The organism is Sphaerisporangium sp. NPDC004334 (assembly GCF_053602655.1).
Genome location: NZ_JBSGDZ010000004.1, coordinates 111,644 through 135,501, shown reverse-complemented (window position 1 = coordinate 135,501; position 23,858 = coordinate 111,644). Strand labels below are relative to the sequence as shown.

The window sequence follows — 23,858 nt, the reverse complement described above, 5'->3', positions numbered from 1 at the left end:
ATGAACGCCGGAGGCCCTCCACGCGAGGGCGTGGAGGGCCTCCTTGGTCATGCTCGGGGTCATGCGCCCCTGGTCAGCCGACGCGCCAGGTGTCGCCGCCGCGCAGCAGGTCGCTCAGCCGGCCGGCGCCCTGGTCGGAGACGGCCTCGTGAAGCTGCCTGCTCATGAGCGTGTCGTACGCCGGGCGGTCGACCGAGCGGAAGATGCCGATCGGCACGTGCTCGAACGCCGGCTCGTCCAGCCGGGACAGCGCGAAGGCGACGGAGGGGTCGGGGTCGTGCGCGTCGTGCACCACGATCTCGTCCTCGGGCACGCCGGCCCGGTCGACGACCGCGAGGCGCCCGTCCGGGCCGCGGCGCACGGCCTTGGAGCCCGAGACGATCGGCTGCCCGTGCTCCAGGCGCAGCGTGATGTCGTCGCGCACCTCGGGGTCCTTGAGCGCCTCGAACGCGTTGTCGTTGAAGATGTTGCAGTTCTGGTAGATCTCGACCAGGCTCGTGCCGCGGTGCGCCGCCGCCTCGCGCAGCACCGATGTGAGGTGCTTGCGGTCGGAGTCCAGGGTGCGCGCCACGAAGCTGGCCTCCGCGCCGAGGGCGAGCGAGATCGGGTTGAACGGCTTGTCCAGCGAACCCATCGGGGTCGACTTGGTGATCTTGCCGACCTCGGAGGTCGGCGAGTACTGCCCCTTGGTCAACCCGTAGATGCGGTTGTTGAACAGCAGGATGTTCAGGTTGACGTTGCGGCGCAACGCGTGGATCAGGTGGTTGCCGCCGATCGACAGCGCGTCGCCGTCCCCGGTGATCACCCAGACCGACAGGTCGGGGCGGGAGGCGGCCAGACCGGTCGCGATCGCCGGCGCCCGGCCGTGGATCGAGTGGAACCCGTAGGTGTTCAGGTAGTACGGGAAGCGGGAGGAGCAGCCGATGCCCGAGACGAACACGATGTTCTCGCGCTTGAGCCCGAGTTCGGGCAGGAAGCCCTGGACGGCCGAGAGGATGGCGTAGTCACCGCAGCCCGGGCACCAGCGCACCTCCTGGTCGCTCTTGAAGTCCTTCAGGGTCTGCTTCTCGGTGGCCCGGGGGATGAGGGTGAGCCCGGTGCCACGGCCGATCGGGTCCGCGGTGTGCCCGTTCGTCGCGATGTCACTCACTGTCGATCACGTCCTGGATCACTCCGGCCAGCTCCTCGGCCTTGAAGGGAAGACCGCGCACGCGGTTGTAACTGATGATGTCGACCAGGAACCGCGCCCGCAGCAACAGGGCGAGCTGGCCGAGGTTGATCTCGGGCAGCAGCACCTTGTCGTAGGAGCGCAGCACCTCTCCGGTGTTGGCGGGCAGCGGGTTCAGGTGGCGGAAGTGCGCCTGCGCGATCTTCCCGCCGGACGCGCGAGCCCGCCGCACGGCCGCGGCGATCGGCCCGTAGGTCGAGCCCCAGCCGATGACCAGCACGCGGGCGTCGCCGTCGGGGTCGTCCACCTCGAGCGGCGGGATGTCCTGCGCGATGCCGTCGATCTTGCCCTGGCGCAGCCGGACCATGAGGTCGTGGTTGTGCGGGTCGTAGGAGATGGCGCCGGTGCCGTCGGCCTTCTCGATGCCGCCGATGCGGTGCTCCAGGCCGGGGGTGCCGGGGACGGCCCAGGGACGCGCCAGCGTCTGCGGGTCGCGCTTGAACGGCAGGTAGGTCTCGCCGTCCTCGCCGTTCGGCTCCACGGTGAACTCGACCGACAGGTCGGGCAGCTCGTCCACCTCGGGCAGCCGCCACGGCTCGGAGCCGTTGGCCAGGTAGCCGTCGGAGAGCAGCATGACCGGCGTGCGGTACTTCACGGCGATGCGCGCCGCCTCGACCGCCGCGTCGAAGCAGTCGGACGGGGTGGCGGGCGCCACAATCGGCACCGGCGACTCGCCGTTGCGGCCGTACATCGCCATGAGCAGGTCGGTCTGCTCGGTCTTGGTCGGCATGCCCGTCGAGGGGCCGGCCCGCTGGACGTCCACCACGATCAGTGGCAGCTCGGTGGTGACGGCCAGGCCCACGGTCTCGGCCTTCAGCGCCACGCCCGGGCCGGAGGTCGTCGTGACGCCGAGCGCGCCGCCGAACGCCGCGCCGAGGGCCGCGCCGACGCCCGCGATCTCGTCCTCCGCCTGGAAGGTGCGGATGCCGAACCGCTTGTGCTTGGAGAGCTCGTGCAGGATGTCGGAGGCCGGCGTGATCGGGTACGACCCGAGGAACAGCGGCAGCTTCGCCTGCACCGAGGCCGCGATCAGGCCGTAGGCCAGAGCCTGGTTGCCCGAGATGTTGCGGTACAGGCCCGGGGCCAGCGTGGCCGGCTTGATCTCGTAGGACACCGAGAACGACTCGGTGGTCTCGCCGAAGTTCCACCCCGCCTGGAAGGCCGCGATGTTGGCCTTGGCGATGTCGGGCTTCTTGGCGAACTTGCGCTCCAGGAACTTGATCGTCCCCTCGGTGGGCCGGTGGTACAGCCACGACAGCAGGCCGAGGGCGAACATGTTCTTGGCCCGCTCGGCGTCCTTCTTTGAGATGTCGAAGCCCTCGAGCGCCTTGACGGTCAGCGAGGTCAGCGGGACGGAGTGCACGCGCCACTCGCCGAGCGAGCCGTTGTCCACCGGGCTCTCGGTGTAGCCGACCTTCTGCAGGTTGCGCTTGGTGAACTCGTCGGTGTTGACGATGAGGTCGGCGCCGCGGGGCAGGTCGCCGATGTTGGCCTTGAGCGCCGCGGGGTTCATGGCGACCAGGACGTTGGGGGCGTCGCCGGGCGTCAGGATGTCGTGGTCGGCGAAGTGGAGCTGGAAGCTCGACACGCCGGGGAGGGTGCCTGCGGGGGCGCGGATCTCGGCGGGGAAGTTGGGCAGGGTGGAAAGGTCGTTCCCGAACTGCGCGGTCTCCGCCGTGAAACGATCACCGGTCAGCTGCATGCCGTCGCCGGAGTCGCCCGCGAAGCGAATGATCACGCGGTCGAGTTGCTGAACCTGCTTGGTCACAGCTCGGTCCTCCTCGACGCGCCTGGGCGCCGTCGCTCGTGGCACGTATTCATTTCCATGCTAGATCCCTTGGGGCTGCGCGGGCTTCTTTACGCATGCGCGTCGATCAGGGGTGTGACCGTGATCCCCTGGTGACGGCATCGATCTTTCGGGCGTGCCGGAGCAGGTCTGACATCGGGGGCGATGGCAGGCGCCCGGCACCGTGGGCCGGGTGGCTCAGATCGACACGGGGGCGGTGACCACCGCGGGGGGCGTGGTCACGACCGGAGGCGGTTCCTCGTACACAGCCCCGCGGCAAGCCTGCAAAGATCAACGTGCAAGCGGGAGTAGAGCACGTATCCGGTCACGCTCACCAACTATATGTCCCTTCACCCGATGACTCCGAGTGCCTCGCCTCATGGAGTGATTCCAGAGGCGGCGCCGTCGGTGTCCGGGACGGTCGCGGGGGGCTCCTGGCGCCGCGTTCGCGCACGTCGCGGCGGTGGGTCCGTGCCGGCGTACACCTGCCCCGGTCCCATATGGCGCGAGCCGTACAGCTCGGGTACGGTCACGAAGGCGTACCCCTTCTTCGCCAGCCCCGTCAGCACCAGCGGCAGCGCCCGTGCGGTGGCCGCGCCGGCCTCGTGCATGAGGATGATCGAACCGGGCCTGGCGCCGTCGACCGCCCGCCGTGCGACGGCCCGCGGGTCGGGGTCCCTGGCGTCGGCGGTGTCCACGCTCCATCCGACGATCGAAAGGTTCAGCGCGCGCGCCGCGGCGGCCACCTTGGCGTCGGTGTCGCCGTACGGCGCCCGCATCAGCCGGGGCGCGCGGCCGGTGGCGATGCCGGCGGCGATCTGCGTGCGGTCCAGTTCGTCGGAGATCCGGTGGACGTCCATCGTGGTCAGGTCGCGGTGCGTCCAGGAATGGTTGGCGATCAGGTCCCCGGCGGCGGCGATCCGGCGCAGCAGGTCGGGCCGCGCCTCGGCGTTGGGGCCCAGGGCGAAGAAGGTGGCGCGCGCGCCGTAGCGGGCCAGGATGGACAGCAGCGGGCCGGTCCGCGGGCCGGGGCCGTCGTCGAAGGTCAGCGCCACGCACTTGGTGACCGAGCAGTCGGACCCGCCACCGGCGCCGCTGGCGCCGCCTCCGCCACCGTTGCCGCCGTCGTCGTCCCCGGGGGAGGGCGAGAACTCCGGCGGGGGTGAGGCGGCCAGGGTCGGCGGCGTGGCCGAGTCCACCGCCTTCATGACGCGGCGCCCGAGGTCCGAGAGCAGGGCGGCGGCCTCGTGCCCGGGCACGGCGACCGCGATGCGCCCCATCCGCGCCGGGGCCACCCGGCCGTCGTCGAACTCGGCCACCAGGTCGCCGTGCGGGTTGAAGTTGAGCGAGTCGAACAGCGTGCGGTCGGGCCGGACCGCGCCCGCGGTGATCCCCGGGCCGAACGTGCCGAGGCGGGCGCGGACGACCGTGGCGAGCGTGTCCATCGCCTTGGCGTCCTTGACCAGGTCGGCCGAGTCGTGGACGCGTCCGTCCGCGCCGTCGTACCAGTAGGTGGCCAGCGAGGTGCGCCAGGTCCCGCCGGTGAAGGTCCCGGTGCGCAGGCGCACGCCGAACACCCCGCCGGAGGCCGCCGTCACCTGCCAGCCGATGTTGAGCTCGGACGGCCCGGCCGCGCCCCGGCGGGCGCCGGGGCGCGCGGCGAACCGGCGGACGGCCGCCGCGGTCACCTGCCGGAGCCGCTCGCCGAGGGCGGGGGCCGAGGCCGGCGCGGGGTACCCGGCGAAGACGCGGCGGCCCGCCGAGTCGTCGGAGGTGGTGTGGACGGCCAGTCCGGGGATGGAGGCGGGATCGACGAAGTTGATCGTCGTGGGCTGCGCGGGCAGGGTGGCGGGCAGGTCGGGGGAGGAGAGGGGCATGGCCATCCCGCATCCGGCGGTGATCGCGATGACGGCCGCGACACCTCCGGCAAGGGGCAAACGGGACATGACTGCCACACTAGGCACCCTTAGATACCCATTTACTGGGATTTTAGGTGATGAGAGACTGGGTTTTGACCGCGACGGGTAGTGGACGGGTGACGGATAGCTATTTCCTGTCCGGTGCTGGAGGTCTCGCGACGTCAGGCCGTGGGCGAGCGCTCTGCGGGCGGGCGATGGAGGCGAAGGAGGAGGCGGAGTGGGCGGATATTTCGGCTCTTATGCCGTTGTGGCGCTGCTGATGGCGATCGGCGTCGCCGTGTTCGCCGGCGGCCTTCTGGTCAACCGGCTGCTGCGGCCCGACCGTCCCACGCCCGACAAGCTCACGACCTACGAATGCGGCGTGGACCCCGTGGGCGAGGGCTGGGCGCAGTCACAGGTCCGGTACTACGTCTTCACCTACCTCTACGTCGTGTTCGCGGTGGACGCCGTCTTCCTGTTCCCGTGGGCGACCGTCTTCGCCGCACCCGGGTTCGGCATGGCCACGCTGGTCGAGATGTTCGTCTTCCTGGCCTTCATCGGCATCGGCATCCTGTACGCCTGGCGCAAGCGCGTGCTCGCCTGGACCTGACGGGCCGCGCCCTCGCCCGCGCGGCGGGACGCTCCCGTCCGCAGGTGGGGGGCACTCGCACGGAGGTGCCGGAAAGGAGACAATGCCCTCATGGCAGCCAGCGATCTCCCGATGCCGACCGTCGGGCCGGTGTCCCGGCTCGCCCCGAAACCGATGCGCTTCATCCTCAACTGGGGCAGGCGCTACTCACTGTGGGTGTTCAACTTCGGGCTGGCCTGCTGCGCGATCGAGTTCATCGCCACCTCGATGAGCCGCCACGACTTCATCAGGTTCGGCGTGATCCCTTTCGCCAACGGGCCCAGGCAGGCCGACCTCATGATCGTCTCGGGCACCGTCTCGGACAAGATGGCCCCGGCCGTCAGGCGTCTCTACGAGCAGATGCCCGACCCCAAGTACGTGATCTCCTTCGGCGCCTGCTCCAACTCCGGCGGCCCCTACTGGGACTCCTACTGCGTGACCAAGGGCGTCGACCAGATCATCCCGGTCGACGTCTACGTCCCCGGCTGCCCGCCCCGCCCGGAGGCCCTGCTGCACGGCATCATGCGCCTCCAGGAGAAGATCGCCGGCGAGTCCCTCGGCGACCGCTACGCCGCCGCCCCCGAGCAGGGCGGCACGGCGTGAGGGCGGCCATCGAGGAGCGCTACGGCGACCGCGCCGAGCTCTCCGACGCCTTCGGGCAGCTCACCGTGGACGTCGCCCCCGGCGACTGGGTCGACCTGCTCACCTTCGCCCGCGACGGCCTCGGGTGCGCGTTCTTCGACTGGCTGACCGGCGTGGAGGAACCGCCTGACGCCTTCTCGGTCGTCGCCCACCTGTTCGACCCCGTCGAGCACGTCCACCTGCTGGCCAGGACCCGCGTGCCGCGCGCCGACCCGCGGCTGCCCAGCGCCACGGGCGTGTACCGGGGCGCCGACTGGCACGAGCGCGAGACCTTCGAGATGTTCGGGGTGGTCTTCGAGGGACACCCCAACCTGGTGCCGCTGCTGCTGCCCGACGGCTTCGAGGGGCACCCGCTCCGCAAGGACTTCATCCTCGCCGCCCGCGTCGCCAAGCCGTGGCCGGGCGCCAAGGAGCCCGGCGAGTCCGGCGCGGGCTCGCCGAGCCGCCGCAAGACCCTGCCGCCCGGCGTCCCCGCCGACTGGGGGCCGAACGCCTCCGCGCCCCCGCCGGTGCGGGGCCCGCGCGCCGTCCGCGAAACGCCGCCCCGGCGGCCCCCGGCGGGGCCTGAGCGCACTGAACGGCCCGGGCCCGAAGCGGGCCCGGCCGCCGGCTCGCAGGGACGGGAGGACGGCGATGGCTGAGGTGCTGGACGTCGCGCTGCGCCTCGCGGTGATCGTCATCGCCTTCCTGACGCTGCCGCTGATCGTCGGCCAGACCGAGCACAAGGCCATGGCCCACATGCAGTCGCGCCTCGGCCCCATGTACGCGGGCGGCTTCCACGGCTGGGCGCAGCTCATCGCCGACGGGGTGAAGTTCGCCCAGAAGGAGGACGTCATCCCGGCGGCGGCCGACCGGTGGGTGTTCTCCATCGCCCCGGCGGTGGCGCTGGTGCCCTACCTGGTGGTGATGGCCGTCATCCCCGTCGGCCCCGGCCTGTTCGGCGCCGACCTGGACGTCGGGGTGTTCTTCGTGCTCGCCGTGATGGGCGTCGGCGTGCTCGGCTCGATCATGGCGGGGTGGTCGTCGGCCAACAAGTACTCCGCGCTCGGCGGCATGCGGGCGGCGGCCCAGCTCATGTCCTACGAGCTGCCGCTGGTGCTCGCGGCCTCCTCGGCGGCGATGGCGGCGGGCACGCTGTCGCTGCCCGGCATCGTGGAGGCGTGGCGCTGGTGGTGGCTGCCGTGGCAGCTCATCGGCGCGGTGGTGTTCTTCGTGGCCGGCCTCGCCGAGCTGCGCAGGCCCCCGTTCGACATGCCGATCGCCGACTCGGAGATCATCATGGGTCCGATGACCGAGTACACCGGCATCCGCTTCGCGTTGTTCCTGCTGTCGGAGTACGTCGGCATCGTGGTGTTGTCGGCGCTGACGGCCGTGCTGTTCCTCGGCGGCTGGCAGGGGCCGCTGCTGCCCGGCCCGGTCTGGACGCTGATCAAGATCTTCGCGCTGGCGTTCGTGGTGATCTGGGTGCGCGTCAGCTTCCCCCGCTTCCGCGCCGACCAGCTCCAGAAGCTCGCCTGGATCGGCCTGGTCCCCCTCGCCCTGGTCCAACTGGCCCTCACCGGTGTCGTGAAGGTCCTGCTGGCGGGCTGAGCGGCCTAGTTCCAACCAGACAGCAGTCCGCCTCACCCGCTCCCTCTGAGCAGGCCCCGCAGCCTGGTGTCGTCAACCGCAGGGTCTGTTCTCCGGCGTCCACGGCTTGGCGCGCCTACCGCCAAGGTTTACCCCCGACTCCAACCCGTGGTTGGACGACCCGGTCACTCGGCGTCCGTAGCGTCTGGCGGTAAGAGCGGCCGAAGGCGCGCTGGACGAGAGGAACGACGAGCCGATATGAGGATGCGTGGAGCCACAGGAGTAGCGGCCTTTGTCATCGCCGCCGTCATCGCGCTGATCAGCGCGCCGCCGACGTACGCGGATCCAGAACCGGTGGCCACTCCGACGTCGGAGCAGACCGCCCTGCCGACCCCGACCCCGGAGAACGACCCGGCCGTCTCGGTGCAGGCGGTCGGGTGCAACAACTCCAGTTGTACCGGCAAGGACCCGCAGGCCCAGGGATGTGGCGCCGATGCCTGGAACACCAGGACGCGCTACGACACCGTCGGCGGAGCCATCACCCTTGAACTTCGGTACTCACCCGCGTGCAACGCCCAGTGGACGCGTATAACGGTCGACACCTACAGCGGAATCTACCGCCGGGCCTACATCCGGGAGTACGACGGAGACTACAACTACCTGCGCGGGTACTCGAAGGACATCGGCAACGGCGCCAGCGGCACCTTCAGCGGCTACACCAAGATGATCGGCTTCAACGGGTATCGCTACGTCCGGGCCTGCTGGCGGAACATCTACGGGATCGGCGGCGATCCCTGGGGACCGACCTACTGCACGTCCTACGCCTGATCGCGAGTGCCCGGTGCCCGGCGCGCGCCGGGCACCGGGCCTGATCCCCACGCCTCCGGCGCACCGCGCGGAGGGCGGCCCTACCCCTGGAGGCTCCGATGCGGCGTGGGATCTCGCGTGCGCTTCGCGTACTGGTCGTGACCACCCTGTTGCTGACTCCGCCTCCCGCGCGGGCCGCGTCGCCCGGGCCGGAGGCGCAGGACGTGACGCCCGGACCCGGCGTGCCGGCCGAGCCCGTCCCAAGCGCCGTCGAGGACTCCCAGCGTGATCGGCTCCTCGGCCGGCAGTGGCGGACGTCCGAGGACCGGGCGTGGACCACGATCGGCGACGCCGACGGCTTCCACGTGCTGGTCGCCGAGGAGCGGGCGGGGTACGCGTGGCGGACGGTCACGACCCTGTCGGAGCCGGGATTCGACGCCGACCAGTGGATCGGCAACGCCTGCCTGACCCGGTCGGGCCGTCGCCTGGTCATCGTCTACGCGCCCCGGACCTTCACCAACAGGGACGACCTGTTCAACCGGGGCGGATTCACCGCCGTGGTGGACCTCACGGACGGCGGGGTGCGCAAGGTTCCCGTGCAGTCCTCGATCGCGTATCACAACCCCGGCTGCGGCGACGGCGAGAGCGCGGTGCTCAGCCAGGGCGGTGGGGAGCGCATGGCCAGGACGCGGCTGATCCGGGTGGACGCCACCACGGCCATGCCGGGCAGGCCGCTTGAGGTGAGCGGTCAGCTCACCTCCGCCGTGCCGGTGGGCGAGGCCATCGTCGCCGCCGACGGCCTCCGCCTGGTGAGGCTGGACGCGGCAGGGCACCGTACCGAACTTGCCTCAGCCACGTCCGTGCCCTCGCATCTGGCGGTGGACGCCGAGGAGGGCGTCGTCTACCTGGACCACACGCCGGCCGGGGCGCGGGTGCGCAGGCTCTCCTCGGCCGCCTCCGGCTCCCCGGTGGTCACCCTCGGCCAGGGGCCGCTGACCGAGATCGGCATCGAGAGCGCGGCGGGACGTGTCTACCTGACCGGAGATCTCACCACCGAGCGGGCGCTGCCGACGACGGTCACCCGGCTCGGCGTGCCCAAGGGGACCGGGGTGTCCTCGGCCGGCCACGCGGCGGTGACGCAGGTGATCCACGACAGGCGGCCCGACCCCCGGGCCCCGGCCGGAGATCCGGCCGCCGCCCGGCACGTGCGGATCGACATGATCGCCACCGGGACCGGGAGCAGACTGGCCCTCGGCACCGAGCCCGACACGGCGTCCGTCGCCGGCCGCGCGGCCCACCCCGCCCTCGCTCTGAAGGCGAAGGCATCCCGGAACCCGGCGGCCCGGGCCGCCGACCCGACCGACCCGGTCGAGCAGGAACGCACCTGCTCGGTCGCCCGTAACGACCCCCGCAACCAGGCCACCCAGCCCAAACCGCGGCAGGTCGAATGGGCGGCCGACCAGGCCGTGCGCGGCGCGCTGACCGTACGGCGCCCAGCCGGCTGGAAGGGGCTGGCCATGCCGGAGTACAGCCCGCAGGGATTGTTCCCGCGCACCACCCTGTCGGGCGCGCCGAACAGCGACATCCCGGCCCAAGTTGTGCTCGGCATCCTGGCGCAGGAGTCGAACCTGTGGCAGGCCTCGCGGGTCGCGCTGCCCGGGGTGACGGCCAACCCTCTGATCGGCAACTACTACGGCTTGACCTACACCTCCGACGGTGAGATCACGGCGTGGGACATCGACTGGGCGAAGGCGGACTGCGGCTACGGGGTCACCCAGATGACCGACGGCATGCGCCTGGCCGGCCGCACCCTTCCGGGCGAGACGGCGCTGCCCTACCAGACCCAGCGGGCGATCGCCCTGGACTTCGCCGCCAACGTCGCCGCGGGCGTGCAACTGCTCGGCCGCAAGTGGAACGAGACGCGTCAGGGCGGTCTGGTCATCAACAACGGCGACAGCCGCAAGCTGGAGAACTGGTTTTACGCCATCTGGGCCTACAACTCGGGCTACTACCCTGAGTCGAACAAGTTCGGTGTGGACAAGTTCGGGCAGCCGAACAACGGCGCGTGGGGGGTCGGCTGGGCTAACAACCCGCTCAACCCCCAGTACGACGTCACTCGCCGGCCGTTCATGGAGTACACCTACGCCGACGCGGCCGAACCGCAGAACTGGCCCTACCCGGAGAAGGTGCTGGGATTCGCCGGTCACCCGCTGGAGTCGGTCGAGTCGCCCGGCACCCTCGTATACGGCTTCCGGGCCGCGTGGTGGGCTGGTGACAGCATCACCTCCGTGCAGAACCGGCGAGAGGTCAAACCGCCGGTGTACCAGTTCTGCGACGCCACCAACGAGTGCGATCCCGCCGCGGGGAGGGCCGCGTGCGGTCGCACCGACTCCAAGTGCTGGTACCACCAGCCGAGCACGTGGAAGCGAGACTGCGACGCGACGTGTGGCAACGAGCTGCTGCGGTTCGACCCGGGCTACGCCTACCAGGAGGACGGCGACTCTTATCCGCCGAACTGCACCAGGAACTGGCTGCCGCTCAACGCCCTGGTGGTCGACGACCTGCCCGCGTCGATCCCGCCGGCCCGGGCGGGGTGCGTCCATCCCGGTTCATCGGGCTCCTTCGCCCTGTCGTTCGCCGGCGACGGTAACGGCCATTATCCCGCCAAGATCGACCTGCACCAGCTCGGCGCGGGTTACGCCGGCCACTTCTACTTCGGGCACACCAGGACGAGCGGCGCCAACGGCGGCACCTTGAAGGTGACCGGCACCTGGACGCTGGACCGGCCGCTCAGCGGATGGATGCGGGTGCTGGTGCACCTGCCGGACCACGGCGCGCAAACCCAGCAGGCACGCTACGCGATCGACACGGGAAACGGCTTCGCCCCCGACTCTGCCACACGCTCCGCCGCCGGCAAGCCGATCCGCTACCTGTCGCAGGCGCGGCTGGCCAACACGTGGGTGTCACTCGGCGTCCATCCGGTCAGCGGCACGCCACGGGTACGGCTCAGTAGCGTCACCATGGACGGCTACGGGGAGGAGGACGTCGCCTTCGACGCGGTGGCCTTCCAGCCCCTGCCCGGCGAACCGCGCGACCAGGTCGCGGTGCTCGGCGACTCCTACTCCTCAGGGGAGGGCGCCGGCGACTACTACGCGGAGAGCGACGCCGAACACGGGAAGACCCGCTGGAACGCCTGCCGCCGCAGCGCGAACGCCTGGGGCCGCAAACTGGTGCTGCCCGGCACCTCTGCTCCGCTCGGCCAGCTGTCGGACGGCTGGAGCACCGGCGTGGAGCTGGGGTTCGTCGCCTGCTCAGGCGCCACGACCTCCGGCGTCCGCTCTGACACCTCGAGCGCCTGGCCCCGGGGCGACGGGCAGTTTCGCGAGGTCTCCCAGGTCGACTCGGGAGTGCTGACCCCGTACACCACGCTGGTCATGCTCACCATCGGCGGCAACGACGGCGACGGGTTCTCCGACGCCATCGAGCTATGCGTCTCCAAGCTCGACTGCCGGGCCGAGAACATCGACGGGGTCGCGTTCGGCCAGTACTTCGGGACCCTGATCGACGCCAGCATGCCGGATCTGGTGAACACCGTGAAGGAGATCCGGGATCGGGCTCCCACCGCCCAGATCGTGCTCGTCGGGTATCCGTACCTGTTCGGCACGGCGGACACGTGCCCGCTGTTCAGCCTCGGTGAACGCGTGGCCCTGAGGTACCTGGTCGACTACCTGAATTCCCGCGCGAACCATGAGGTGCTGAACATAGCGGGCGTCGATCGTGTCTCCTACGCCGCCGCCATCGAGGGGTTCGGCGACCACGGCACGTGCGGCAACGGCGAGGAATGGATCAACAACGCCGTCATCGCTCCCAAGGGCGACGGCGACTACCACCCCGGCGATCTCGAACACAGCCCCTGCTGGCTCTGGCTGAGCGTCGGTGTGTGCGCCAGCCGGGAGTCCTTCCACCCCAAAGGCTTGGGCACCGACGCCTACGCCCGATTGATCCGCGACCACCTTGACTGACGGTCAGGCGGCGCGGCTCCGCAGGGTTCCCATGCCCGGCCGGTGCGCGGCGGTTGAGGCCTGGCCGATGGTGAGGTGGTCTGAGGGGACGCCGCTCGGAGAGGATGTTCAGGGCGCGTCGCCGACAACGCCAAGCCCGCGCCCGCCGCAGCCACTACTGGCGACGCTGGTTCCAGCATCACGAAATCAGGCTGTGGTACTCAGCGGCCGAAGACGGTGCCGCCGTTGATGTGCAGGATCTGGCCGGTGACGTATCCGGCCTCCGGAGAGGCGAGGTACCTGATGGCGGCCGCCACCTCGGCGGGCGTGCCCGGCTTGCCGACCAGGGTCTGGTCGACGCGCGACCGGACGAACTCCGGGGTCGCGCGGTCGCCGAAGAACTCGGTGTCGGCGACGTACCCGGGGGCGACCGCGTTCACGGTGATCCCCTCGGCCCCGAGGCGCTGCGCCAGCTCGTAGGTGTAGGCGTGCAGGGACGCCTTGGCGCCGCCGTAGGACCCCGGGCCGCGGAGGGCGGCGATCGAGGACAGGTGGACGACGCGTCCGCCCGGCCGCCGCAGGTACGGCAGCAGGCCCTCGGTGAGCAGGACGGCCGTCAGCACGTTGGCCTCGAAGTTGCGGCGGTAGCCCTCGGCGATGCCGGCCAGCGTGCCGTCGTCGGAGGCGGCGACGTTCCCGCCCGCGTTGGTGACCACCACGTCGACCGGGCCCTGCATGGCGATCGCCTCGGCGGCCTCCTGCGCCTGCGCCGGATCGGACAGGTCGGTGGCCCGCCAGCTCACCAGGTCGGCGTCGTAGGCGGTGTTCAGCCTGGCCGCCGCCTCCCTCAGCACCTCGCCGCGCCGGCCCAGGATGACCACCTGGGCTCCCTCCGCGGCGAAGGCGTCCGCCGTGGCCAGGCCGATGCCGGTGCCTCCTCCGGAGACCACCACACGTCGCTGTTCCATCTCGTCCCTCTTTTGGTGGCGTTTGTGGCACTACTAGATCATTCATTCCGCTCCGCGCCGTTCCGGGAGCCGCCGCCTCAGTAGTCCTTGAGGGAGATGGCGTTCGCGGCCTTGTGGATCGGCTCCAGGATCTTAGCGATGACGCGGTCCTTGCCCGGCATGTACGGCATGATGCGCAGCATCGTCATCTGGAAGCGGATCAGCCCCCTGCTGCCGAGCACCATGTGCTTGACGTTCTGCGGCCCGAGCTTCTGGTTCTCCTCCACGAAGTGCCGCATCTCCTTCTCGTAGAGGTCGAACGCGGCCCCGTGGTCGCCGCCCGCGGCGGCCAGCTCGCCCGCTAGGACGTACGCGCCGACGAGGGCGAGGCTGGTGCCCTGGCCGGAGGCCGGGGAGGCGCAGTATCCGGCGTCGCCGAGCAGCACCACGCGGCCCTTCGACCAGCGGTCCATGCGCACCTGGCTCACCGAGTCGAAGTAGAAGTCCGGCGCGGAGCTCATCGCCGCGAGCAGCCGGGGCACCTCCCAGGTGTCGGTGGCGTAGGCGGCGGCCAGGAGGCTCTGCTGGCGCTCGCGGTCGCGGCGGTCGTAGTCGAGCGGGCCGGAGGCGAACAGGAACATGGCCTTGGCGCCGGTGTCCTTGGCGGTGCTGTACATCAGCGCGGTGCGGCCGGGGGAGACGTAGGTGACCTCTTCGCGGTCGAGGCCGAGGTGGTTGCCGACGCTGAAGATCGAGACGTGGTAGCCCAGGTCGTGGACGTAGTCCTCCTCGGGGCCGAAGACCAGGCGGCGGGTGACCGAGCGCAGGCCGTCGGCGCCCACCACCAGGTCGAACTCGCGGGTCTCACCGCTGTCGAAGGTGACGCGCACCCCGCCCGCGGTGTCGGCGACGGCGGCGATCGAGCTGTCGAACAGGTACTCGACGTCGTCCTTGGTCAGGTCGTACAGGATGCGGTTGAGGTCGCCGCGCAGGATCTCGGCGTCCTCGCCGGTCCGGCCGCCGAAGTCGTCGCCCTCCATGCTCGCCACCCGCCGCCCCGCGGCGTTCACGAACGACCCCTGCCGGACGTCGGTGCGCTCGCGGCGGATCTGGTCGAGCACGCCCATGCGCCGGACGACCTCCACCGCGGCGCCGCGGAGGTCGACCTTGTAGCCGCCGTCCCGCAGTGCGGGGGCGCGCTCGACGACGGTGGGCGCGAAGCCGTGGCGGCGCAGCCAGTAGGCCAGCGCGGTGCCGGCGACGCCCGCGCCGGAGATCAGGACGGTGCGGTTCTTCATGGGGGGCTCCATCGGCTCGGCCGTTCCCGCTCGGCGCGGGCCTCGGCGTTCGTCCGTCGGGCCCTGTGCGGGCCCGGCGTGCTGTTCCGCTCGAACAGTACATCTGTATCAGTCAGATGTGCAATACATATGTACGAGACATATGTATGAGACGCGTGTAGACTCGGTGCCATGGGCAATCGAGAAGACCTGCTGGCGGGCGCCAAGCGCTGCCTGTACGAGAAGGGGTACGCGCGCACGACGGCGCGCGACATCGCCGCGGCTTCGGGAGTGGTGAGCCTCGCGGCGATCGGCTACCACTACGGTTCGAAGGAGGCGCTGCTCAACGCGGCCCTGCTCCAGGCGCTCGAAGAGTGGGGCGAAGATCTCGGCCGCATCCTGTCGGCGCAGGTGGACCCGGCCGCGACCCCGCGGCAGCGGTTCGAGGCGGCCTGGACGGCCGTGGTCAGGTCCTTCGAGGAGAACCGGCCGCTGTGGGCCGTCCAGTTCGAGCTGGTCGCCCACATGGACAAGACCCCGGAGCTGCGCCAGGCGTTCGCCGAGTCCGGGCGGCAGGCGCGCCTCGGCCTGGCGGAGCTGATCGGCGACCTCGGCGTGGGCGCGGACGAGCACACCGCCGAGAAGATCGGCGCGCTCTACCAGGTCATGCTCAGCGGCCTGGCGGCGCAGTGGCTGGTGGACCCGCGGGCGGTCCCGACGGGAAGCGACCTGGTCGAGGTGCTCCAGCTCCTCGCCGGCGGTCTGCACCCCGCCACGGGCACGACCGGCTGAGCCCGTCGTGCCCCGGACACGGGGTGTCGCGCCCGATCAGACGCAGGTCGGCAGAGGGCCGCCGTGGAAGGCGATGGCGTCGCCGAACGCCCGAAGCAGGTCCAGCTCGCCGCCCCCGGCCGCGTCCAGGTAGGCGCGGTGCAGGTTGAGCACCAGGCGCTCGGAGTCCGCCCACCCGGCGAACTCGCCGAGGTCGCACCGCTTGGCCGCCTCCAGCGGCGTCAGCCCGTCCCTGCGCCCGCGGTCGGCGGTGTCCAGCACCAGGCGGTAGTACCGTTCGTGGGCCGCCAGCACCTCCGGCAGCGCCCGCGCGTCCACCAGCGGGCCGTGCCCGGGGACGACATGGTCGGGCCGGAAGGCCGCCATCCAGTCCAGCGACCGCAGCGCCCCCTCGACCGACCCCATGAACACCAGCGGCGTCAGTCCGTGGAAGACCAGGTCCCCGGAGAACAGCACCCGCTCCTCCGGCAGCCAGGCGACCACGTCGCCGGTGGTGTGCGCGGGGTATCCGGGGTGGCGCAGCTCCACCCGGCGCTCGCCGGTGAACACCGTCAGCTCCGAGCGCAGCGTGATGGACGGCAACCGGCGCCTCACGCCGCCCCAGTCGGGCACCGGCGCCCAGATCGGCGGGCACCCGTCGATGATCGGGTCCACCCGCAGCCCTTCGCGCATCGCCTCGTGCCCCACGATGACGGTGGAATCGGGCAGCAGGCTGTTGCCGTAGGCGTGGTCGCCGTGCTGGTGGGTGTTGACGGCGACGCGCACCGGGGCGTCGCCGGTGGCCCCGCGCACGGCGTCCAGCAGGCGGCGGGTACGCCCCTCGGTGGCGCAGGTGTCGATCAGGACGACGCCGTCGTCGCCCGTCACCACTCCGGCGTTGTTCAGCCACCACGTCCCGTCCGGCTGGACCCAGGCCAGCACGCCGGGGACGACCTCGTGCAGGGCGGCGGCGTCGGGCGTCGCATCGACGGGCTGCTGAGAGATGACCCTCACACCTCTTCCGGTAGGCGGAACACGACGAACAGCGCGAACGGCAATCTACCTCCTCCGCCGGCGTCGTCCCTCGGTCGGCCCTCCGCAGGTCACTGCACGATCGCGAGCATCACGTCCGAGGCGCTGGGACGGTTCTCCGGCCGCTTGTCCAGGCAGGTGCCGACCACCCGGGCGAGCGCCTCCGGCAGCGCGGACAGGTCGGGCTGCTTGGTGAAGATGCGGTGGAACACCGCCGCGATGTTGTCCTCGCCGAAGGCCGGGCGGCCGGTCGCGGCGAACACCATCGTGGCGGCCCAGCTGAAGATGTCCGACTCCGGCCCGACGCGCTCGCCCGAGACCTGCTCCGGCGACATGTACGCCGGGGTGCCCAGCACCCCGCTACCGGTGGCGGTGGCGTTGTCCAGCACGCGGGCGATGCCGAAGTCGACCACGCGCGGGCCGTCCGCGCCGATCAGGACGTTGCTCGGCTTGAAGTCGCGGTGCACGATGCCGGCCCGGTGGATCGCGGCGAGCGCGCCTGCCGTCCCCAGCGCCAGGCGCACCAGGCCATCGTGGCCGCGCGGGCCGCGGTCGCGGACCAGTTGCTCGAGCGACGCGCCCTCGACGTACTCGCTGACGATGAACAGCCGCTCGTCGGCGACGTCGGCGTCGATGACCCGGGCCGTCGAGAACGGCGCCACGCGACGGGCCGCCTCCACCTCGCGCAGGAAACGCTGCTGCGCGCCGTTCTCGGCGGCCAGCCGGGCGTGCAGGATCTTGATGGCCACCCGGGTGCCGTCGGGCGTCTCGCCCAGGTACACCGAGCCCTGGCCGCCCTGCCCGAGGCTGCCGATCAGGCGGTAGCGGCCGATGCGGGCGGGCTCACCGGCGGGCAGCGGGCCGGGCGCCTGGGTGGGGATCGTCGAGACGTCCCGCGAGCCGGACGGGCCGGGGGCCGTGACCTGGGCCGCCACGGGCGCGTTCACGGCTGAGGGGGGTACGGAGGGCGGGGTGTCCTGAGGCCGCCCGTCCAGCGGATACCGCCCCTGGTCCTGCGGCGCCAGGTTCTGCGGCGCTCGGTCCTGCGACCCCCGGTCGTGCGTTCCCTGGTTCTGCGGCGCCCGGTCCGCCGGTCCCTGGTGTTGCTGCGTCAGGAAGCGCGTCCGGTCCTGCGGCGGCCGCTGCGGCTGGTCCTGCGGCCGCTGGTGCTGGGACCACGGGTGGGAGTCCTGGCCCGGATGACGCGGGGGGACGGCGCCGGGGTGGTAGGGGGGTTCGGGCCGCCGCTGGGCGTGGGGCCGGCTCTGGGCGTGGTTCTGGCCGGGATGCTGGTGGGGGTTGTGATTCTGCTGCGGGTAGGGCCCGGAGGCGGGGCGCTGCGGGTAGGGCCCCTGCGCGTACGCGGGGTGGTGGTCCCGGCGCGGCGGCGGGTAGGGCGCGGCGGCGGCGACCCTGGGGGCGAACACCGTGGTGCGGATGGCCAGTGAGTGGATGAGCCCGCCGATCCAGTTCGTGAACAGCCCGACGACGATGAGCAGGCCCGCCCAGTCGGGGTAGTTGTCGACGCTGTCATAGGCGACGATGAGCACGAACATCACGAAGAGGCTGAGGAAGTACAGCATCGCCGCCACCGCGATCATCGGGGCGCGCTTGCGGTAGGCCGCGTACCCGATGGTGAAGGGCGTCGCGAATCCGCAGGTGAACACCGGAGCCAGCGCCCATACGAAGCTGATCGCGGTGGTGGTCTGCGCGGGCCTGCCTGGGTGCATATCGCGAAGATTACGGGGATAGACGGGCTTGTGCAGGTTTTTGCCGGTCAGGGCAGGTAGATGGTCATCTCCAGGAGTTCGGCGGTGAGACGGGGCGGCAGGTCGACGGCGATGGACATGTCCTCGGCCGAGATGAACCCGCCGACGTTCGCCCGCACCTCGGCCACGCGCTCGGCGAGTTCGGGCGTCATGCCCGGCAGGCCGGCGATCACGTTCACGGGCGCGTGGTTGACGTCGACCAGCCCGCCGTCGTCGTACTGCCGGGGCAGGTCGGGACGCCCGATGCGCAGCTCACGGGCCAGCGACGGGTCGCGCTCCACCAGCTCGCGGGCCTGCTGGCGCAGTTCGCGGCGGTGCTGGGCGAAGGCCACGGCATGGTCGTTGGGGGTCTCCGTGCGCTCGAAGACCTTCCTGCGAATGACCAGCGAGTGGATCGTGCCGACGAGCCAGCTGCCGGTCGAGCCGATGACCGCGAGGGCCTCCGCGAAGTCGGAGCCGTTGTCCGCCAGCCCGACCACGACGGCGACCATGCCGATGGCGTAGATCGCCGCGGACAGCGCCAGCATCGTGCTGCGCAGCTTCGCCGCCGCGTAAGCCATGGTGAACGGCGTGGCGGCGCCGCAGGTCAGCAGCGGCGCGAGGGCCCACAGGACGCTCGCGGCGCTGTTGCCCGACGGCGCCGGCGGTGGGACGCGGGGCGGGAACGGCGGCTGGTAGGGGTGGCCGTGCGGGCCGGCGGGCCCCGGCGCGCCGTATGGGCCGGGGGGCGCCGGGCGGGAGTAGGGGGCCAGGCCGTGCTGGTCGAGATGAGGCGGAAAGAACGGGTCGGCGGCCGGCCGTGGGTTCGGCGGGGCGTACGGGGGACGTCCTTGCTCGGGCCGGGGACGCTGACCCCGCGCGGGCCCCTGCCCTTGTGCGGGCCCCTGCCTCTGTGGGGGGTCTTGCGCGGGGCGCGGCCGGTCCTGGCCGGGCCACGGCTGGCCCTGCTCCTGGTGCGCCCGTCCCTGCTCCTGGTGCGGCCGTCCCTGCTCCGGCAACGGCCGGGCCGCCTGGCGGGGCCGGGGGGCCGTGGGGCCGTTCGGATCCAGCTGGTGGGGACGTGGCACCGTCGGCCCATTCTGATCACCAGGCTGGGGGGAAGAGCCTCCCGGTGGCCCCGATCCTGGGCCCCCGTGGCCGTTGGTGGGGTGCATACGGCGAACAATACGGCCTTCGGTAGGCTCCCGCATCGGCCACAAGGACCACATGCCCAGGCCGATTAGTCCCCCGAAATCGTGATGATTGTGGAAAACCCGGAGATGGCCGGGGCTCGTGCATTCACGGGGGAGCGTATGTGCGCCATGATGTTGAACCGTGGCTCGTATACCAGGAGAAGGGCTGGCGAAGGGTCTGGCCGTCACCTTCCGCCACATGCTGAACAGGGCGGACACGCGGCAGTACCCGGAAGTGCAGCCTGATCTGCCCGCCCGCAGCCGCGGGGTCATCGCCCTGGTCGAGGAGAACTGCACGGTCTGCATGCTGTGCGCCAGGGAGTGCCCCGACTGGTGCATCTACATCGACTCCCACAAGGAGACCGCGCCGGCCCCCGAGGGGGGACGCCCGCGGGCCCACAACGTGCTCGACCGCTTCGCGATCGACTTCTCCCTGTGCATGTACTGCGGCATCTGCATCGAAGTGTGCCCGTTCGACGCCCTGTTCTGGTCGCCCGAGTTCGAGTACGCGGAGTACGACATCCGCAACCTCCTCCACGAGAAGGACCGGCTCGGCGAGTGGGCGCAGACGGTGCCGATCCCGCCCGCGCACGAGCCGAACGCCGAGCCCCCCAAAGAGATCGCCGCCGCCGAACGCGCCGCCTCCCGCCCCGCCCCCGACCGTCCCAGCGCCGCCTCCGGCCCCGCCCTCGACCGCCCCGGCGCCGCCTCCGGCCCCGCCCAGCCCTCGGCCGGTGCCGCCGCCCCGTCCGAGACCTCTTCCGGCTCCCCGCCCGCGGCCCCGTCCAGCGCCCCCGCTGCCGCCGCGTCAGGGGTTCGGCCCGCGGCTGCCTCCGAGGCTCAGCCCGGGGCCGCCGGACCGGGGGCCACGGCGGGCGGGGCGTCGCCGGGACGTACGGCGCACGCCGCCGTCCGCGCGATCAGGCCCCCGGGCGCGCTCCCCAAGAAGCCCGCCGCCCCACCCTCCGCAGCCCCACCCCCTGCGGTCCCACCCCCCGCCGCCCGGGAAGAGGCCGCGGAGCCTCCGAGTCCGGAGACCGGCTCCGAGCCGGGACCGCGGACCAGCCGAGAGCCGGGACGGAGACCGGAGGCGGCGCCGCGCACAGGGGAGCGCCCGGAGGTGTCCGAGGCGCGACCGGAGCCAGGGCCGTCCGAAGGGCGGCCGGAGCCGGAGCCGTCCGAGGTGCGACCAGAACCAGGGCCGTCGGACGGGCGGCCGGAGCCAGGGGCGTCCGAGGCGCGACCGGAGCCAGGGCCGTCCGACGGGCGGCCGGATACGGGGACGGTGGGGGAGTCGTGAGCTTCGCGCCGCCCGGCCTGTGGCCCCCCACGGGGCAGGAGATCGTCTTCCTTCTGCTCGGCGTGGTGGCGGCCGGGGCGGCGCTGCTCGTCGTCACCACGCGCCAGATCGTGCACGCCGCCCTGTGGCTGGTCGTCTCCTTCGGCGCGCTCGCCGGGTGCTACCTGGTGCTCACCGCCGAGTTCGTGGCCTGGGTGCAGGTGCTCATCTACGTCGGCGCGGTCGTCGTGCTGCTCCTGTTCGGCGTCATGCTGACCCGCGCGCCGATCGGCCCGTCCACCGACCTGGACTCGGGGAACAAGACGGTGGCCGCGGTGGTCGCCGTGGCGACGGCCGCCGTCCTGGTCACCACCGTGATCGACGGCTTCCGCACCGCCTACGCCCCGCTGGAGCCGGGCGAGGGCGCCGCGAAGCCACTGGGGGCGAGCATCTTCCGCACCTGGGTGCTGCCCTTCGAGGCGCTTTCCGTGCTGCTGCTGGCGGCGCTGATCGGCGCGATCGTGCTCTCCCGTACCGACATCGGCGGAAAGGACTGACGTGCACGTCGTCTATCCCGTCGTGCTCGCCGCGCTGTTGTTCTCGATCGGCGTGTACGGCGTGCTGGCCCGGCGCAACACGATCCTCGTGCTCATGTCGGTGGAGTTGATGCTCAACGCCGTCAACCTCAACCTCGTGGCCTTCGACGTCTGGCTCAAGGACGCCCTGCACGGCGGGCAGGTGCTGACCCTGTTCGTCATCGTGATCGCCGCGGCGGAGCTGGGCGTCGGGCTGGCGATCGTCCTGGCGGTGTTCCGCAACCGGCGCACGGTCGAGATCGACCGCCTCCGCGACCTGGCCGATCCGGATCCGGACCCGGACCCGGCCCCCGGCTCACAGGACCGCCCGCACGACGCCGAGACCATCCCGGCCCGAGGCGGTGCGGCATGAGCGCCGGGGCCGTGCGGGCTGAGCTGCGGTCACATCCAAGCCCGAGGCGGCACGGCATGAGGGCCGCGGACGCCGGAGTCGTGGGCGGTGGCGCATGAACGCTCTGCCCGGGCTCGCGGCGGTGGCGGTGGTGCTGCCCTTCCTCGGTGCGGTGGCCGGTCTGCTGGGCACCCGCCTGCCCCGCCGCGGCCGGCCGCCCGGGACGGTCGATCGGGCCGTGTACCGGAGGGCGGCGTGGTTCGCCGTCGCCCCCACGGCGCTCGCCACCGTGCTCGCCGTCTGGGTGCTGGTGACCTACCTCGGCGACCTGCCGTCCGGCTTCACGACCTACGTCCCGATGCACGAGGGCCCCCGGCAGCCCGCCGGCGCCATCGAGAGCACCCTGTCGGTGGTCGGCACCGGAGCCGCCCCGATCACCATCGGCCTGCGCGTCGACGAACTGGCCGCCGTCATCGCGGTGCTGGTGGGGTGCGTGGCGCTCGCCGTGCAGATCTACTCGACCGGGTACATGCGCGACGAACGCCGCTACCCCTCCTACAGCGCGTTCATCAGCCTGTTCACCAGCGCCATGCTGCTGGTCGTCTACGCCGCCGACCTGCTGGTGCTCTATGTGGGCTGGGAGGTCATGGGCCTGTGCTCCTACCTGCTCATCGGCCACTGGTGGGAGGACCGCGCCAACTCGCGGGCGGCGGTCAAGGCGTTCCTGGTGACCCGGGTCGGCGACGTCGGCTTCCTGTTCGGCCTGTTCACCCTGGGCCTGGCCGCGGGGAGCTTCCGCGTCTCCACGGTGCTGGACCGGGTGCCCCACATGTCCACCGGCACGCTGGTCGCGGCGACGCTGCTCCTGCTGCTCGGCGTGGCCGGCAAGAGCGCCCAGGTGCCGCTGCACACCTGGCTGCCGGACGCGATGGCGGGCCCCACGCCGATCAGCGCGCTCATCCACGCCGCCACGATGGTCGCGGCCGGCATCTTCGTCGTCGCCCGGCTGTATCCGGCGTTCCTGGGCGCCCGTCCCTCGCTGGACCTGCTCGCCGTGATGGCCGCCCTCGGCATGCTCGGCGCGGCGCTGGCCGCCCTGGCCCAGGACGACCTGAAACGGGTGCTCGCCTACTCGACGATCAGCCAGCTCGCGTACATGGCGGGCGCCCTGGCCGCCGGGTCCGACCAGGCCGCGATCTTCCACCTGGTCACCCACGGCGCCTTCAAGGCGCTGCTGTTCCTGTGCGCGGGAGCGGTGATCCACGCCGTCGGCTCCAACCTGATGAGCGACATGGGCGGGCTGCGACGGTCCATGACCCTCACCTTCCCGGCCATGACCATCGGCTTCGCCGCCCTCATGGGGTTGCCGCCCGCCAGCGGGTTCTTCAGCAAGGACGCCGTGCTCGCCGCCATCGAGCACGCGGCCACCGGAGCCGCGCCGCTGACCGACGCCGCCGCGTGGCTGCTGTACGCCTGCGCCCTGGTGACCGTGGCCGTGACCGGCGCGTACGCGACCCGCGCGTGGCTCCGCACGTTCTTCGGGGCGAGCCGCGTGCGCCACGTCCCGCTGCCGGAGCCCGAGCCGGGCGTGGCCCACGTCTGGGACGGGCGTGAGGCTCCGGCGTCGATGCTGTGGCCGATCGGCGTCCTCGTCGTCCCGGCTCTGCTGCTCGGGTTCGCCGGCGCCGGCCTGGTCGAGTGGTCCTCGGCGGTGATCAGCCTGCTCGTGGCGCTGCTCGGCGCGGGCGTCGTGTACGCGTCCTGGCGCGCCGACCCGGCGGCCGACCCGGCCCGCGTGCTCGGGCCGCTGCGGACGCCGTGCGAGCGGGCCTTCTACGTGGACGCGGTGTACCACCGGCTGTTCGTCGCCCCTGTCCTGTGGCTGGCGAGAGCCGTCGCCCGGGCCGACGACACGGTCGTGGACGGGGCCGTCCAAGGGTCGGGAAGGCTCGCGGTCGGCGTCTCGGGCCTGCTGCGGCGCGGCCAGACGGGCAACGCGCAGCTGTACCTGACGGGCGTCCTCGCCGGCGTCCTGATCATCGTCATCGGAGCGGTGGTGCTGGGATGAGCGCGGTCGGCGTCAGTGTGGTGGTGTCGCGATGAGCGCGGTCGTCGTCAGAGCCGA

At 71.8% G+C, this 23,858-nt stretch carries 20 protein-coding genes; 11 read left to right on the top strand and 9 right to left on the bottom strand.

Annotated features, from left to right (window positions below; genetic code table 11):
• Nucleotides 1-73: 73 nt before the first annotated feature.
• The 4 genes from ACWEN6_RS06040 to ACWEN6_RS06025 all read right to left on the bottom strand — a co-directional run bounded on the left by ACWEN6_RS06040 (nucleotide 74) and on the right by ACWEN6_RS06025 (nucleotide 4,960).
• Nucleotides 74-1,150, bottom strand: a complete 1,077-nt coding sequence (locus tag ACWEN6_RS06040) for a 2-oxoacid:ferredoxin oxidoreductase subunit beta (RefSeq protein WP_452569196.1) — start codon at nucleotides 1,148-1,150, stop codon at nucleotides 74-76.
• Nucleotides 1,143-2,996 carry a 2-oxoacid:acceptor oxidoreductase subunit alpha gene (locus ACWEN6_RS06035; protein WP_452569195.1) on the bottom strand — a complete coding sequence of 618 codons (1,854 nt, stop codon included), beginning with the start codon at nucleotides 2,994-2,996 and terminating at the stop codon, nucleotides 1,143-1,145. The genes ACWEN6_RS06040 and ACWEN6_RS06035 overlap by 8 nt, the downstream gene beginning before the upstream one ends.
• Nucleotides 2,997-3,253: 257 nt before the next feature.
• A complete protein-coding gene (locus ACWEN6_RS06030; RefSeq protein WP_354917348.1) occupies nucleotides 3,254-3,331 on the bottom strand; it encodes a putative leader peptide in 78 nt (25 codons plus the stop codon).
• A 60-nt stretch (nucleotides 3,332-3,391) separates the two neighbouring features.
• A complete protein-coding gene (locus tag ACWEN6_RS06025; RefSeq protein ID WP_452569194.1) occupies nucleotides 3,392-4,960 on the bottom strand; it encodes a polysaccharide deacetylase family protein in 1,569 nt (522 codons plus the stop codon).
• 190 nt (nucleotides 4,961-5,150) lie between these two features.
• Here ACWEN6_RS06025 and ACWEN6_RS06020 point away from each other — a divergent pair, with 190 nt between their 5' ends.
• The 6 genes from ACWEN6_RS06020 (at nucleotide 5,151) to ACWEN6_RS05995 (ending at nucleotide 12,580) form a co-directional block, all read left to right on the top strand.
• A complete protein-coding gene (locus ACWEN6_RS06020; RefSeq protein ID WP_354838065.1) occupies nucleotides 5,151-5,522 on the top strand; it encodes an NADH-quinone oxidoreductase subunit A in 372 nt (123 codons plus the stop codon).
• 90 nt (nucleotides 5,523-5,612) lie between these two features.
• On the top strand, nucleotides 5,613-6,143 hold the full coding sequence (locus ACWEN6_RS06015; protein ID WP_452569193.1) for an NADH-quinone oxidoreductase subunit B: 531 nt from the start codon (nucleotides 5,613-5,615) through the stop codon (nucleotides 6,141-6,143).
• On the top strand, nucleotides 6,140-6,823 hold the full coding sequence (locus ACWEN6_RS06010; RefSeq protein ID WP_452569192.1) for an NADH-quinone oxidoreductase subunit C: 684 nt from the start codon (nucleotides 6,140-6,142) through the stop codon (nucleotides 6,821-6,823). The genes ACWEN6_RS06015 and ACWEN6_RS06010 overlap by 4 nt, the downstream gene beginning before the upstream one ends.
• Nucleotides 6,816-7,772: a complex I subunit 1/NuoH family protein gene (locus tag ACWEN6_RS06005; protein ID WP_452569191.1), complete on the top strand. Its 957-nt coding sequence runs from the start codon at nucleotides 6,816-6,818 to the stop codon at nucleotides 7,770-7,772. The genes ACWEN6_RS06010 and ACWEN6_RS06005 overlap by 8 nt, the downstream gene beginning before the upstream one ends.
• A gap of 237 nt (nucleotides 7,773-8,009) precedes the next feature.
• Nucleotides 8,010-8,579 (top strand): DUF2690 domain-containing protein, encoded by a 570-nt coding sequence (locus ACWEN6_RS06000; protein WP_452569190.1) that lies wholly within the window; start codon nucleotides 8,010-8,012, stop codon nucleotides 8,577-8,579.
• A 137-nt stretch (nucleotides 8,580-8,716) separates the two neighbouring features.
• Nucleotides 8,717-12,580, top strand: a complete 3,864-nt coding sequence (locus ACWEN6_RS05995) for a hypothetical protein (RefSeq protein WP_452569189.1) — start codon at nucleotides 8,717-8,719, stop codon at nucleotides 12,578-12,580.
• Between the two features lie 200 nt (nucleotides 12,581-12,780).
• Here the strand turns inward: ACWEN6_RS05995 and ACWEN6_RS05990 are convergent, their stop codons facing one another.
• The gene (locus ACWEN6_RS05990; protein WP_452569188.1) at nucleotides 12,781-13,527 is read right to left on the bottom strand and encodes an SDR family NAD(P)-dependent oxidoreductase; all 747 of its coding nucleotides are present in this window, start codon (nucleotides 13,525-13,527) and stop codon (nucleotides 12,781-12,783) included.
• 77 nt (nucleotides 13,528-13,604) lie between these two features.
• Nucleotides 13,605-14,804 carry an FAD-dependent monooxygenase gene (locus ACWEN6_RS05985; RefSeq protein WP_452569187.1) on the bottom strand — a complete coding sequence of 400 codons (1,200 nt, stop codon included), beginning with the start codon at nucleotides 14,802-14,804 and terminating at the stop codon, nucleotides 13,605-13,607.
• A 171-nt stretch (nucleotides 14,805-14,975) separates the two neighbouring features.
• Between ACWEN6_RS05985 and ACWEN6_RS05980 the strand changes: the two genes are divergently transcribed.
• Nucleotides 14,976-15,575 (top strand): TetR/AcrR family transcriptional regulator, encoded by a 600-nt coding sequence (locus ACWEN6_RS05980; RefSeq protein ID WP_354838075.1) that lies wholly within the window; start codon nucleotides 14,976-14,978, stop codon nucleotides 15,573-15,575.
• Nucleotides 15,576-15,611: 36 nt separating this feature from the next.
• On the opposite strand, the gene ACWEN6_RS05975 is transcribed toward ACWEN6_RS05980, so the two are convergent.
• The 3 genes from ACWEN6_RS05975 to ACWEN6_RS05965 all read right to left on the bottom strand — a co-directional run bounded on the left by ACWEN6_RS05975 (nucleotide 15,612) and on the right by ACWEN6_RS05965 (nucleotide 19,422).
• A complete protein-coding gene (locus tag ACWEN6_RS05975; protein ID WP_452569186.1) occupies nucleotides 15,612-16,568 on the bottom strand; it encodes an MBL fold metallo-hydrolase in 957 nt (318 codons plus the stop codon).
• Between the two features lie 89 nt (nucleotides 16,569-16,657).
• Nucleotides 16,658-18,316: a protein kinase domain-containing protein gene (locus tag ACWEN6_RS05970; RefSeq protein WP_452569185.1), complete on the bottom strand. Its 1,659-nt coding sequence runs from the start codon at nucleotides 18,314-18,316 to the stop codon at nucleotides 16,658-16,660.
• Nucleotides 18,317-18,363: 47 nt separating this feature from the next.
• A complete protein-coding gene (locus ACWEN6_RS05965) occupies nucleotides 18,364-19,422 on the bottom strand; it encodes a hypothetical protein (protein WP_452569184.1) in 1,059 nt (352 codons plus the stop codon).
• Between the two features lie 247 nt (nucleotides 19,423-19,669).
• Here ACWEN6_RS05965 and ACWEN6_RS05960 point away from each other — a divergent pair, with 247 nt between their 5' ends.
• The 4 genes from ACWEN6_RS05960 (at nucleotide 19,670) to ACWEN6_RS05945 (ending at nucleotide 23,801) form a co-directional block, all read left to right on the top strand.
• Nucleotides 19,670-20,827 (top strand): 4Fe-4S binding protein, encoded by a 1,158-nt coding sequence (locus ACWEN6_RS05960; RefSeq protein WP_452569183.1) that lies wholly within the window; start codon nucleotides 19,670-19,672, stop codon nucleotides 20,825-20,827.
• Entirely contained in the window at nucleotides 20,824-21,363 is a 540-nt protein-coding gene (locus ACWEN6_RS05955) for an NADH-quinone oxidoreductase subunit J family protein (RefSeq protein WP_354838085.1), read from the top strand. The genes ACWEN6_RS05960 and ACWEN6_RS05955 overlap by 4 nt, the downstream gene beginning before the upstream one ends.
• A gap of 1 nt (nucleotide 21,364) precedes the next feature.
• Nucleotides 21,365-21,754: an NADH-quinone oxidoreductase subunit NuoK gene (gene nuoK / locus ACWEN6_RS05950; protein WP_452569182.1), complete on the top strand. Its 390-nt coding sequence runs from the start codon at nucleotides 21,365-21,367 to the stop codon at nucleotides 21,752-21,754.
• A 94-nt stretch (nucleotides 21,755-21,848) separates the two neighbouring features.
• On the top strand, nucleotides 21,849-23,801 hold the full coding sequence (locus ACWEN6_RS05945) for an NADH-quinone oxidoreductase subunit 5 family protein (protein ID WP_452569181.1): 1,953 nt from the start codon (nucleotides 21,849-21,851) through the stop codon (nucleotides 23,799-23,801).
• Nucleotides 23,802-23,858 lie beyond the last annotated feature (57 nt).

Excerpts from the sequence above, each read along its gene's own strand:
- ACWEN6_RS06025 (WP_452569194.1), bottom strand. The coding sequence starts at position 4,960 with ATGTCCCGTTTGCCCCTTGCCGGAGGTGTCGCGGCCGTCATCGCGATC.
- ACWEN6_RS06015 (WP_452569193.1), top strand. The coding sequence starts at position 5,613 with ATGGCAGCCAGCGATCTCCCGATGCCGACCGTCGGGCCGGTGTCCCGG.
- ACWEN6_RS06005 (WP_452569191.1), top strand. The coding sequence starts at position 6,816 with ATGGCTGAGGTGCTGGACGTCGCGCTGCGCCTCGCGGTGATCGTCATC.
- ACWEN6_RS06000 (WP_452569190.1), top strand. The coding sequence starts at position 8,010 with ATGAGGATGCGTGGAGCCACAGGAGTAGCGGCCTTTGTCATCGCCGCC.
- ACWEN6_RS05990 (WP_452569188.1), bottom strand. The coding sequence starts at position 13,527 with ATGGAACAGCGACGTGTGGTGGTCTCCGGAGGAGGCACCGGCATCGGC.
- ACWEN6_RS05985 (WP_452569187.1), bottom strand. The coding sequence starts at position 14,804 with ATGAAGAACCGCACCGTCCTGATCTCCGGCGCGGGCGTCGCCGGCACC.
- ACWEN6_RS05980 (WP_354838075.1), top strand. The coding sequence starts at position 14,976 with ATGGGCAATCGAGAAGACCTGCTGGCGGGCGCCAAGCGCTGCCTGTAC.
- ACWEN6_RS05970 (WP_452569185.1), bottom strand. The coding sequence starts at position 18,316 with ATGCACCCAGGCAGGCCCGCGCAGACCACCACCGCGATCAGCTTCGTA.
- ACWEN6_RS05945 (WP_452569181.1), top strand. The coding sequence starts at position 21,849 with ATGAACGCTCTGCCCGGGCTCGCGGCGGTGGCGGTGGTGCTGCCCTTC.